Consider the following 11,934-nt stretch of genomic DNA (forward strand, 5'->3'; position numbering starts at 1 on the left):
GCCATCGGCTATATCAGCCCGGTCGAGATGGAGCTAAAATCGGCTTGATCCATGTCTACTTTTTTGGGGGAAGATCAGTCTGCCTCCGTGGAGGGACTGGATTGCTTCGCTGCGCTGGCAATGACGGACGATGTAGCGGCGCCTCCCGCGCCCCTACGGCCGCAGATAGAGATAGCCCTGCGACTGGAGCTCGGCCAAACGGACCACACCGCCCTTCTCCGCGCTGACGAAGCCCGGCAGGAGATCCGCGAGCGTGACGTTTTGCGCCTTCATCGTGTTGCCGCAGGCGGCGAGTTCGACGCCGTCCTTGGAGAAATCGCCGACGCGCTTGCTGATGTCAGGATTGGCCTGCGCCGAATGAAACGCCTTCAGCGCCGGCCCGTGGATCACCAGCGCGATCGTCACATGGTCGGGGCCGCCGACGCCCTCGATGTGGTTCTGGATGTTGCCGAGCACGAAGTTGACCTTCTCGGCATCGCTCAAATGATACACCACCTTCAGCTTGTTACCCGTGCCGGCGTCCGTCGCGGCCTTCGCGCTGGAGGCGCCAAGCGCCGCGCCCAGGCCCGAGACGGCGCTCCACAACATGTTCCGGCGGTTCATGACGATCTCCGTCGATTGCGCCGGACACATATCATTTGTGGCGGAGCGCGGCGAGTTCCTTGCGGTCGGTCACGAGCGAGGCGCATTCCTTATTGTCCGTTCGATCTAGGCGGAAAATCCCGTCATCGGCCCCGGCGACCAGTGACAGTTCGGCATCCTCATCCGGCTTGTTGTTCTGCCAGACCCTGACCCGCGCGAGCCGCACGATCGCCGATTTGTCGTCCTTTGAGAGCGCGACGCCGATGCCGCCGCCCTCGCAGTCGACGCCGCAACCGAGGCGGATTTCGGTGCCGTCCTTGGTGAACACGGCGTGATGACAGGAGCCGCTGGAGTCGAAATCGCCGGAACGGTGACGATATCTGAAGCCGAGGCGGAAGGAGTTGTGGAGCTGCTTGTCTTCGGTGTCCATCTCCGCCGAGATCAGCAGCTTCATCGCGGCGACCTTCTGCTTCGGATGACGTGCCAGGTGCTCGGCATCGTAGCGCCGCACGAAGCAGGCATAGGCCTTGTTGCCGGGTGCGCCGGCATACATGCGCGCGTTAAAGGTCTCGGCTTCGGCCTTGCTGGCTTCGCGGATATCGTCGGCCTCCTCGGCGTGAGCGGCGCCGCCAAGCGCGGCAAACAAGATGGCAGCAACGAGAGAAAGCTTCATGATGGCCTCGAATGCAGCAGCTGAGCTGTACGCTGTAGACGCGGCCCAGGTGCGACGCGTTCAACGTTCGCACATCTGACATGATCTTAGCTGGGTGGAGGGAGGATGAGGTTCCACGCCGGGCATTAGTCATCGGTGGGGTCATGAAGGTTCATTCGATGTGGCGCCTTCGACTACCGGAACTGGACGCCCTCCGTTCGCTCCGAGATTGCCCGATTTCATCGATGTGATAGCCTTCACAGACGATCGCCTTTGGCAGTCGTAGGCTGGGGTCTGCCTTCGTGAGTGTGTGGAGTCCCCCGCAATGGGCGAAATTCGCAACTTCAGATCCGGGAATGACGAGCCGCCTTCACACGGCCCTATGCCTCGTCGTCTCGCGGCCATCATTGTCGGTGACATCGCTTCCTACAGCCGCCTGATGCAGGCCGACGAGGAGGGCACGCACGTCCGCGTCAAGCGGATCGAGCGGGATCTCATCCAGCCCAGCATCGTCGAGCACCACGGAAGTCTGGTGAAGACGACGGGCGATGGCTTCATCGCGATTTTCGACAGCCCGGTCGAGGCCGTCCGCTGCAGCATCGTCATCCAGCAGAATCTCATCGGCCGCAACGCCTCGCTTCCGAAGGAGACCCGGATCGAGTACCGGATTGGCGTCAATCTCGGTGACGTCATCGTGGAGCCTGATGACGTCTACGGCGATGGTGTCAACATCGCGACGCGCATCGAGGGCATCGCCGAGCCAGGCCAGGTCTTTATCTCCGGCGCGATCTACGAGCAGATCAAGCACAAGGTCGTGTGCGGCTACGAGTCGCTCGGGGACCGCAAAGTCAAGAACATCACCGATCCCGTGCGCGTCTATAAAGTGCTGCCGGATGCAGACGCGGTCGGCAGGACGCGGGGGCGGCGCGAGAATGCCCTGATCTTTCTGCTGGGGATCACGCTGTCGGTGATGGCCGCCGGCGTGCTGTGGTATCTGCTGGCTCAGGCGCCGGGCAGGGTGGGCGAGCAGGCTGCCGTCACTACCGTTTCTCCTAACGCTTCTCCTGCCGCATCACCGAGCCCGCAGCCCTCGCCGCGCGAAGCGGCGCCGCAGACGCCGCAGCCATCTCCCACCTCGGCTTCGTCATCTCCGTCGCCCGCTCCCGCGCCAAGTCAGTCGACAAGTCAATCGACAAGTCAATCGGCCCCCCCCGTCCGCGAACCCGAGATGGTCGCCATTCGCGGCGGCAGCTTTGCGATGGGAAGCAATGACGACCCGACCGAGCGTCCTGTCCATCAGGTGACGGTCAAGCCGTTCTCGATCGGCAAATATCCGGTGACCGTGCAGGAATGGAACGAGTGCGCCGCTGCAAAGGCGTGCGGCTTCACGGCTATCGGCAAGGACGATGCGCCGGTCGGCAATGTGAGCTGGACCGACGCGCAGCAATATGCCGCTTATCTCGCCCAGGCGACCAAGAAGACTTATCGGCTTCCGAGCGAAGCCGAATGGGAATATGCCGCGCGGGGCGGAACGCAGACCAAATATTGGTGGGGCGACAAGCTGCAGCCGGGCATGGCAGGTTGCAAGGATTGCGGTGATCTCGCCGCCGAGCAGCCGGCGAAGGTCGGTAGCTTCAGGCCGAATCCGTTCGGGCTCCACGACATGGGCGGCGGTGTCGATCAGTGGGTCGAGGACTGCTGGCACAAGACCTATCAGGGCGCGCCCACCGACGGCTCGGCATGGAGCAGCGGGGACTGCAGCGCTCATGTCCTGCGCTCGGGCTCCTGGAAGAACGATTCGAGATATGTGCGGCCGTCCAACCGCGATGGCTACGACACCAACGTTCGCTATCCCACGCACGGGTTCCGCGTGGCGCTCAGCCCTTAAGTGGAGGAGTTGGTTTGATGCAGATCCTTCGTTGCGTCGCGCTGGCAGCGGCGCTCGCATTGCTCCCGGGGGCAGCCTTTTCGCAAGGCAAGACGGCGCCCAAGGACGCAAAGCTCTATTTCATCACCCCGCATGACGGGCAGAAGGTCCGCGGCGGATTCTGGGTCCGGTTCGGCTTGCGCAACATGGGAGTGACCCATGCCGGAGACGAGTACCAGAACGCCGGCCACCATCATCTGCTGATCGACGTCAACGACCCCATCGATCCCAAGGAGCCGATCCTGCAGGACAAGTCGCATCTGCATTTCGGGGCAGGGCAGACCGAAACGCTGCTCGAGCTTCCGCCCGGGACGCATACGCTTCAACTCGTGCTGGGCGATGCCAGGCACTATCCGTTCGAGCCGCCCATCGTGTCGGAGAAGATCACCATACGTGTCAGGCAGCCCGCCACGGCGCGGTAGGCGATCACCGCAGGCTGGCGTTGAACTTGTCCAGCGCCGCCGAGCCCGGGCAGAGCGTGTCCGCTTCCAGCGTGTTGAGCGGCGTCTCCACCGTGTTGAGATGCTCGTGCAGATCTTCCGCGTCGGGATCGACGTAGAGCAGGCCGGTGACGATCTGTCCCTTGGCGGCGTGCTTTTGCAGGAAGGTCTGGGCGCCGAGCCGGTCGTGCGGATCGTAGTCGGCGTCGATCTTGCGCAGCGCGATCCTGCTGCCGTCATGCTGCTCGACCATTTGCACCGTGCCCGGTGCGTAATCCACCGCAATCGGATCGCGGCCGACCAACACGTCGAGCCGGTTCACCGCATCATTGTGCTCGCGGACATAGTCGAAGCTCTTGGTAGAGCCGGCGTGGTTGTTGAAGGCGATGCAGGGGCTGATGACGTCGATGAACGACGCGCCCTTGTGGCGGATCGCGGCGGCGATCAGCGGCACGAGCTGGGTCTTGTCGCCGGAGAACGAGCGCGCGACGAAAGTCGCGCCCAACTGCAGCGCGATAGCGACGAGGTCGATGGCGTTGTCGGTGTTGGTGACGCCCTTCTTGGACTTCGAGCCGCGGTCGGCGGTCGCCGAGAACTGGCCCTTGGTCAGGCCGTAGACGCCGTTGTTCTCGACGATATAGGTCATGTTGACGCCGCGCCGGATCGAATGCGCGAACTGGCCGAAGCCGATCGAGGCGGAATCGCCGTCGCCGGAGACGCCGAGATAGATCAGGTCGCGATTGGCGAGATTGGCGCCGGTCAGGACTGACGGCATGCGGCCGTGCACGGAGTTGAAGCCGTGCGAATTGCCGAGGAAATAGTCCGGCGTCTTCGACGAGCAGCCGATGCCCGAGATCTTGGCGACCCGGTGCGGCTCGATCGAGAGCTCATAGCAGGCCTCGATGATCGAGGCCGTGATCGAGTCATGGCCGCAGCCGGCGCACAGCGTCGAGATCTTGCCCTCGTAGTCGCGATGGGTGTAGCCGAGCTCGTTCTTCTTCAGCCCGGGATGGTGGAATTTCGGCTTTGCAATGTAGGTCATGCGAGCACCTGCGATCCCAAGCCCGTCATGGCCGGGCTTGACCCGGCCATCCACGTCTTGGCCAGGAAGAAGAAAGGCGCGGATGCCCGGGTCAAGCCCGGGCATGACGACGGAGAGAATGACGCGTAAATCATGACACGGCCTTGCGGAGCGGGGTCACCTTGAGGTGATCCTGGTGGTCGCCAATGGCTTTAGCGATGAAGCGGGCGGTGATCGGCGAACCGTCGTAGTGCACGATCGGCACCAGCCGCACCGGGTCGATGCCGTTTTCGTTGACGATGAGCTGGCGCAGCTGGCTGTCGCGGTTCTGTTCGACAACGTAGACGAAATCGTGCTCCGCGAGGAAGCTCGCCACGCTGGAGTGGAACGGGAAGGCGCGGATGCGCAGGCGATCGAGCTGATGGCCTCGTGCCTCCAACAATCCGATCGCCTCGTCCATCGCCGGCGTGGTCGAGCCGAAATAGATCACGCCGTATTTGGTCGGCCGTTCCGCATTGGCCTGGAGCGGCCGCGGCACCAGATCCTGCGCGGTCTCGAACTTGCGCATGAGCCGCTGCATGTTGTCGGCGTAGACTGAGCCTTCTTCGGAGTAACGCGCATAGCGGTCACGCGACGTGCCGCGGGTAAAAAAGGAGCCCTTGGTCGGATGCGTGCCGGGATAGGTTCGGTACGGGATGCCGTCGCCGTCGACGTCGAGATAGCGGCCGAAGTCGCGGCCTTCGTCCAGCATCTCCGCGGTCATCACCTTGCCGCGGTCATATTGCCTGGAATCGTCCCATTTCAGGGGACGGCAGAGCCGGTGGTTCATGCCGATGTCGAGGTCGAGCATCAGGAAGATGGTGGTCTGGAGCCGCTCGGCGAGATCGAAAGCCGCGGCCGCGAACTCGAACGCCTCGGCGGGATCCTCAGGAAACAGCAGCACATGCTTGGTGTCGCCATGCGAGGCATAGGCGCAGGCGATGATGTCGCATTGCTGGGTGCGGGTCGGCATGCCGGTCGAGGGACCGGCGCGCTGGATGTTCATGATCACGGCCGGGATTTCGGCGAAGTATGACAGGCCGATGAACTCGGTCATCAACGAGATGCCGGGGCCGGAGGTCGCGGTGAAGGCGCGCGCGCCGTTCCAGGAGGCGCCGATCACGATGCCGATCGAAGCCAGCTCGTCCTCGCCCTGCACGATCGCGTATTTCGCCTTGCCGGTTTCCGGGTCGTGCCGGTACTTCTTGCAGTGCGCGGTGAAGGCCTCCGCCACCGACGAGGACGGCGTGATCGGATACCAGGCGCACACCGTGGCACCGCCATAGACGGCGCCGAGCGCGGCGGCGCTGTTGCCTTCGATGAAGATGCGGTCGCCGACCTTGTCGGACTTTTTCACCCGCAGCCCGGTCGGGCATTTCAGGTTTTGCAGCGCCCAGTCGCGGCCGAGATGCAGCGCGTGCACGTTGGACGAGAGCAGCTTCTCCTTGCCCTTGTACTGCTCGCCGATCAGCTGCTCGATCAGTTTCGGGTCCATGTCGAGCAGCGCCGAAAGCGCGCCGAGGTAGATGATGTTCTTGAACAGCTGGCGCTGGCGCGGATCGGTGTAGGTCGAGTTGGTGATCGCGGTCAGAGGGACGCCGATCACGGTGATGTCGTCGCGGAATTTGGTCGACGGCATCGGCTTGGTGGAATCGTAGAACAGATAGCCGCCGGGCTCGATGCCGGAGACGTCCTTGTCCCAGGTCTGCGGGTTCATCGCGACCATCATGTCGACGCCGCCGCGGGCGCCGAGATGGCCGTCTTCCGTCACCCGCACCTCGTACCAGGTCGGCAGGCCCTGGATGTTGGAGGGGAAGATGTTACGGGGGCTCACCGGAACGCCATGGCGCAGGATCGCGCGCGCAAACATCTCGTTGGCGCTGGCCGAGCCCGAGCCGTTGACGTTGGCGAAGCGGACGACGAAGTCGTTTACGCTGCTGATCGGCTTTTTGTCGGACATGTCGAACCCGCTTGAGTCATCTCGATCAAATATTTCTGCATGTCCCAGGCGCCGGTGGGACAACGCTCGGCGCACAGCCCGCAATGCAGGCAGACGTCCTCGTCCTTGACCATCACGCGCCCGGTCTTGAGATCGCTGGACACATAGAGATCCTGGTCCGGATGCAACGAGGGCGCTTTCAGCCGCTGACGGAGATCGCCTTCCTCGCCATTGTCCGTGAAGGTGATGCAATCCATCGGACAGATGTCGACGCAGGCATCGCACTCGATGCAGAGCGAGGTCGAGAACACGGTCTGGACGTCGCAGTTCAGGCACCGATGGGCCTCGCCCAGCGCCAGCTTGACGTCGTAGCCGAGTTCGACCTCGGTGCGGATGTCCTTTAGCGCGATCACCTTGTCGCGATGCGGCACCTTGTAGCGCTTGTCGTTGGAGATGTCGTTGTCATAGCTCCATTCGTGGATGCCCATCTTCTGCGAGGAGATGTGCACCTCGGGCAATGGACGCTCGGTGACGTCCTCGCCCGAGAGCATTTTGTGGATCGACAGCGCGGCGTCATGGCCCTGCGCCACCGCCCAGATGATATTCTTCGGCCCGAACGCGGCGTCGCCGCCGAAAAACACCTTCGGGTTGGTCGAGATGAAGGTTTGCGGATCGACCTTGGGCATGTGCCATTTGTCGAACTCGATGCCGCAGTCCTGCTCGATCCAGGGGAAGGCGTTCTCCTGGCCGACCGCGACCAGCACGTCGTCGCATTCGATGGTCTGGTCCGGCTCGCCCGAGGGCACGAGGTTGCGCCGGCCCTTGGCGTCGTATTCGGCCTTCACCTTCTGGAAGGTGATGCCGGTGAGCTTGCCGTTGTCGTGGACGAAAGCTGTGGGCACGAGGAAGTTGAGGATCGGAATGTCCTCGTGCAGCGCGTCTTCCTTCTCCCAGGGCGAGGCCTTCATTTCGTCGAAGCCGGAGCGCACGACGACCTTCACCTCTTCGCCGCCGAGGCGGCGCGCGGTGCGGCAGCAATCCATCGCGGTATTGCCGCCGCCGAGCACGATGACGCGCTTGCCGATCTTGTCGGTATGACCGAACGAGACCGAGGACAGCCAATCGATGCCGATATGGACGTTGGCGGCGGCTTCCTTGCGTCCGGGAATGTCGAGCTCGCGGCCGCGCGGTGCTCCGGAGCCGACGAAGATCGCGTCGTACTTCTCCGCGAGCAGCGCCTTCATGCTCTCGATGCGGTGGCCGCCCTTGAAGTCGACGCCGAGATTCAGGATGTAGCCGGTCTCCTCGTCGATGACCGAGTCGGGCAGGCGGAATTTCGGGATCTGCGAGCGCATCATGCCGCCGGCTTGGGCATCGGCGTCGAACACGGTGCAGTGATAGCCGAGCGGCGCGAGATCACGGGCCACCGTCAGCGAAGCGGGACCGCCGCCGACGAATGCAACGCGCTTGCCGTTCTTGGCCGAGGGGCGCGGCAGGCGTTGCGTGATGTCGTCCTTGAAGTCGGCGGCGACGCGCTTGAGGCGGCAGATCGCGACCGGGGTCTCCTCGACGCGTCCGCGGCGGCACGCCGGCTCGCATGGACGATCGCAGGTGCGGCCCAGAATTCCGGGAAACACGTTCGATTTCCAATTGATCATATAGGCGTCGCTGTAGCGGCCTTGGGCGATCAGTCGGATGTATTCGGGAACGGGAGTGTGCGCAGGACAGGCCCATTGGCAATCGACCACTTTGTGAAAGTAGTCGGGGGCCGCAATATCGGTCGGTTTCATTCCTACCCTGTCCGCGCAGGCTCAAAGACCCCGCGGCCTTTTCTTGAGCTTGCGAACGCTAACGCGCGGCGATCTGGTTTCTGAATGACGTCATTGGGTTAGCTTATTAGAACCGGTCCGAAGTACAACGGCAAATTTGGGGGATCACCGGCTTTCATAGGAGCCCAGCGCGCACATCATTAATGGCCGTGGGCAATATGTGGCGGTGCAGCATGTTGCGATGCGTCCGACGGCTTAGTTGCGCGCGATGTCGCTCTTCGCGAGATCCCACATCAGCGCATACGCGCCGACCGACACGGGAAGCGGGAATGGCGCGGCGGCAGGGCCGGTGAAGCGCGCGGCGATCACGGCCGAGACCGCGCCGACATGCGTGCCGTCGATCAGCGCGAACCAGTCGCGCGCCCCTTCGTTGCGGGCTGCCGGAATATCCGCCGTTGCGCCCGACAATTCCGGTTCGCTTTCGAGCAGATGCATCGAGATGATGCCGTCGTGCTTTTCCGGCGCCAGCCTCTCTTGCAGTGCATCACGCCAAGCGGGTGCATTGTCCGGCGTCGGCCGCAGCCGCACGAGCCCGAGCGCCGCGCCGCGGCCAGTGCCGTTGCTGATCGTGATGCGGGCGACCACGCGCAGCATGTCCTTGAAATGCGCCATGCTCCGCCGCGACCATTCGGTCTGATTGGCGAGCCGCGCCCGGTAGGCGGGACTGTCGAGCACGTCGAGCGTCGCGGTCGAATACAGCGAGAGATATTTGGGATTGGCGGCGTGCGCGACATAGCGCCGCGCCTCCAGAAAGCCCTCGATCGCAACGCGCTCTTCCAGATGCTCGCGATCGTACCAGCGATTGAAATCGGCTTCATCTGAAACGTCGATGTTCATCGACGTCAGCAGCATGCCTTTTCCAGCGAGTGGCATTTTCTTGTGTCCTTCCAACTATCCCCTCATGGTGAGGAGCCACGAAGTGGCGTCTCGAACCATGAAGGCCCGGCTCCCGCGTCTCGGCCTTTCATCCTTCGAGACGCGCTCCGTCGGAGCGCTCCTCAGGATGAGGAGATAGATCGATCTAGCGCGAGATCTTCGAAGCGATGTCCGCGATCGACTTCATGACCGCGTCCCGCACGCCGGTATCATAGAGCGAATGGCCGGCTTCTTCCACGATGCGAATCTCGGAACCCGGCCACGCTTTCGCGAGCGCTTGCGATGTCTCGGGAGGGCACAGCAGATCGTAGCGGCCCTGGACGATGATGCCGGGAATGCCGTCGAGCTTGCCGGCGTTCCGCATCAACTGGTTCTCCGACATGAAGCTGTCCTGGACGAAATAATGCGCCTCCATGAACGGTGTCGCCGGCAATGTGCGCCATACATTCAGCGACGCCAGGTCCAGCCGTGTCTTTGCCGCCTTGTGTTCCGACAAGGCGCGCTCGGTGTCGTGCCAGGCGCGCGAGGCCGGGCCATGCACGGCCGGATCGGCATCAAGGATGCGGCGATAGTAGGCTTCCACCGGCCGCGCGCGTTCCTCGACCGGCAGCACGCTGAGAAAATCCTCGTAGAGCGCGGGGTAGAATTGCGACAGGCGCGAGGTGAAGGCGATCTCGACTTCAGCACGTGTGCCGAGAAACGTCGCGCGGAGCGCAATCCCGGAGACGCGCGCGGGATGCGCCTGCGCATAAGCCAGCGCCAGCGTCGCGCCCCAGGAGCCGCCGACCACCATCCAGCGCTCGACGCCGAATTTCTCGCGGATCTTTTCCATGTCCGCGATCAGATGCTGCGTGGTGTTGTGCTGGCGCGATCCCTTCGGCCGGCTGCGACCGCAGCCGCGCTGGTCGAACAGCACGGCATGGAAACGGTCGGGATCAAACAGCCGGCGGTGGTCGGGCTGGCAGCCGCTGCCGGGGCCGCCATGCAGGTAGACCGCGGGGATTCCATCGGTGCGGCCGACGCTCTCGACATAGAGCTCGTGGCCGTCGCCAACGTCGAGCATTTCGGAGGTCAGCGGCGCAAAGGGATCGGCGCGCTTGACTGAGCTGGCCGCGTCGGCGTCAGGCATCATTCCCGGATTCCAGAGTGCCGCCGGCGAAATTGCGGTAGACGAAGCGGTTGGTTTCGCCCTCGGCCTCGCGCTCGGCCTGCTTGAAGATGGTCTCGTGCAGCGGCGACAGCGCACAGGCAGGATCGGTGTTGGCGGCGTCACCGGTCAGCGCAAACGCCTGGCAGCGGCAGCCGCCGAAATCGATCTCGCGGAATTCGCAACTCTTGCACGGCTCCTTCATCCAGCCGGTGCCGCGGTAGCGGTTGAAGGCCTCCGAGTTCTGCCAGATCCAGGCGATCGAATGGTTGGAGCGCACCGATTCGAAGTCGAGCCCGGTGATGCTCTCGGCGGCATGGCAAGGCAGCACCTTGCCGGCCGGCGAAATGTTGAAGAACTGCCGGCCCCAGCCGCCCATGCACTTCTTCGGCCGCAGCGCATAATAGTCGGGCACGACATAGTCGATCGTCAGCCGGCCCTTCAGCCGCTCGCGCGCCTCCTCGACGATGCGGGTGCACTCGTCGAGCTGCGTCACCGTCGGCATCAGCGCGGCGCGGTTCTTCAGCGCCCAGCCGTAATATTGCACGTTGGCAACCTCAAGCCGGTCGGCGTCGAGATCGATCGACATCTGGATGATATCGGGCAGCTGGTGCAGGTTCTGCCGGTGCATCACCGCATTCACGGTGAGCGGCAAATCGAGCTCGCGCGTCCATTTTGCCACTTCGAGCTTCTTGCGGTGCCCATTTTTGTAACCGCCAACGCGATCGGCGAGGGCTTCTTCAACGCCCTGGAAGCTGATCTGCACATGGCAGAGCCCGGCATCCGCAAGCTCGCTCAGTCGCTCGCGCGTCAGCAGCACGGCCGAGGTGATGAGGTTGGTGTAGAGGCCGACGTCGCTCGCATGCTTGACCAGCTCGACGAGGTCCTTGCGCGCGGTTGGCTCGCCGCCGGAGAAATGCACCTGGAGCACGCCGATCTCGGCGAGCTCGCTTAATACCTTCTTCCATTCCTCGGTGGTCAGCTCCTTGCCCGAGCGGTCGAGCTCGACCGGGTTGGAGCAATAGGGGCATTGCAGCGGGCAGCGATGGGTGATCTCGAGCAGCACGGCGAGCGGAATGCCGAACGTCTCCGCCATCGAGCGGCTCTTCTCCAGCACCGCGAGGCTGTCGCTGGCGTCGGGCGGGATGGTGGGATTGCCGAGCACATCGCTCATGACGTCTTCTCCCGGGCCTCCGTGAGAAAGCCCTTGTCGGCGAGATCCTGCAGCATGACGATGACGTCGGCCAGGATCGCCTCGCGCGGCGCGGCGTATTTTGCCGCGAGCTGGTCGGACATTTCGCCGACATTGCGCTCGCCATCGCAGAGCTGCAAGACCTCGACCGCGATCTCGTCAGGCGCCAGCACGCGTTCGGGCGCCAGGATCACCCAGACCTTTCGCGTCTCGTCATATTTCAGCTTGGCGTGCCGCGGCAGCACCGGCCGGCTGGTCTCGCTGACGCTGATGTGACGCGGCCCGGCCAT

At 63.6% G+C, this 11,934-nt stretch carries 11 protein-coding genes; 2 read left to right on the plus strand and 9 right to left on the minus strand.

Features of this window, described 5'->3' with window-relative positions; genetic code table 11:
• Positions 1-153: 153 nt before the first annotated feature.
• Together AC0L2F_RS26025 and AC0L2F_RS26030 are read right to left on the minus strand one after the other, a co-directional pair.
• Positions 154-603 carry a DsrE family protein gene (locus AC0L2F_RS26025; RefSeq protein ID WP_063996844.1) on the minus strand — a complete coding sequence of 150 codons (450 nt, stop codon included), beginning with the start codon at positions 601-603 and terminating at the stop codon, positions 154-156.
• A gap of 31 nt (positions 604-634) precedes the next feature.
• Positions 635-1,255 carry a hypothetical protein gene (locus AC0L2F_RS26030; RefSeq protein ID WP_473250343.1) on the minus strand — a complete coding sequence of 207 codons (621 nt, stop codon included), beginning with the start codon at positions 1,253-1,255 and terminating at the stop codon, positions 635-637.
• Between the two features lie 304 nt (positions 1,256-1,559).
• Between AC0L2F_RS26030 and AC0L2F_RS26035 the strand changes: the two genes are divergently transcribed.
• Complete coding sequence (locus tag AC0L2F_RS26035; protein WP_473250344.1) at positions 1,560-3,122, plus strand: SUMF1/EgtB/PvdO family nonheme iron enzyme; 1,563 nt, start codon at positions 1,560-1,562, stop codon at positions 3,120-3,122.
• A 17-nt stretch (positions 3,123-3,139) separates the two neighbouring features.
• Positions 3,140-3,583, plus strand: coding sequence for a DUF4399 domain-containing protein (locus AC0L2F_RS26040; RefSeq protein ID WP_063995128.1), 444 nt, complete (start codon positions 3,140-3,142; stop codon positions 3,581-3,583).
• A gap of 4 nt (positions 3,584-3,587) precedes the next feature.
• Here the strand turns inward: AC0L2F_RS26040 and AC0L2F_RS26045 are convergent, their stop codons facing one another.
• The 7 genes from AC0L2F_RS26045 to pqqD all read right to left on the minus strand — a co-directional run bounded on the left by AC0L2F_RS26045 (position 3,588) and on the right by pqqD (position 11,934).
• Complete coding sequence (locus AC0L2F_RS26045) at positions 3,588-4,643, minus strand: 2-oxoacid:ferredoxin oxidoreductase subunit beta (RefSeq protein WP_018454076.1); 1,056 nt, start codon at positions 4,641-4,643, stop codon at positions 3,588-3,590.
• A gap of 130 nt (positions 4,644-4,773) precedes the next feature.
• Positions 4,774-6,621, minus strand: coding sequence for a 2-oxoacid:acceptor oxidoreductase subunit alpha (locus AC0L2F_RS26050; RefSeq protein ID WP_007613775.1), 1,848 nt, complete (start codon positions 6,619-6,621; stop codon positions 4,774-4,776).
• A complete protein-coding gene (locus tag AC0L2F_RS26055) occupies positions 6,591-8,390 on the minus strand; it encodes an FAD-dependent oxidoreductase (protein ID WP_473250345.1) in 1,800 nt (599 codons plus the stop codon). The genes AC0L2F_RS26050 and AC0L2F_RS26055 overlap by 31 nt, the downstream gene beginning before the upstream one ends.
• Positions 8,391-8,624: 234 nt before the next feature.
• Positions 8,625-9,302, minus strand: a complete 678-nt coding sequence (locus tag AC0L2F_RS26060) for a hypothetical protein (RefSeq protein ID WP_473250346.1) — start codon at positions 9,300-9,302, stop codon at positions 8,625-8,627.
• A 148-nt stretch (positions 9,303-9,450) separates the two neighbouring features.
• A complete protein-coding gene (gene pip / locus AC0L2F_RS26065) occupies positions 9,451-10,437 on the minus strand; it encodes a prolyl aminopeptidase (RefSeq protein ID WP_473250347.1) in 987 nt (328 codons plus the stop codon).
• Positions 10,427-11,626 (minus strand): pyrroloquinoline quinone biosynthesis protein PqqE, encoded by a 1,200-nt coding sequence (gene pqqE, locus AC0L2F_RS26070; protein WP_473250348.1) that lies wholly within the window; start codon positions 11,624-11,626, stop codon positions 10,427-10,429. The genes pip and pqqE overlap by 11 nt, the downstream gene beginning before the upstream one ends.
• Complete coding sequence (gene pqqD, locus AC0L2F_RS26075) at positions 11,623-11,934, minus strand: pyrroloquinoline quinone biosynthesis peptide chaperone PqqD (protein WP_007613770.1); 312 nt, start codon at positions 11,932-11,934, stop codon at positions 11,623-11,625. The genes pqqE and pqqD overlap by 4 nt, the downstream gene beginning before the upstream one ends.

Source organism: Bradyrhizobium sp. Ken64 (assembly GCF_055807555.1).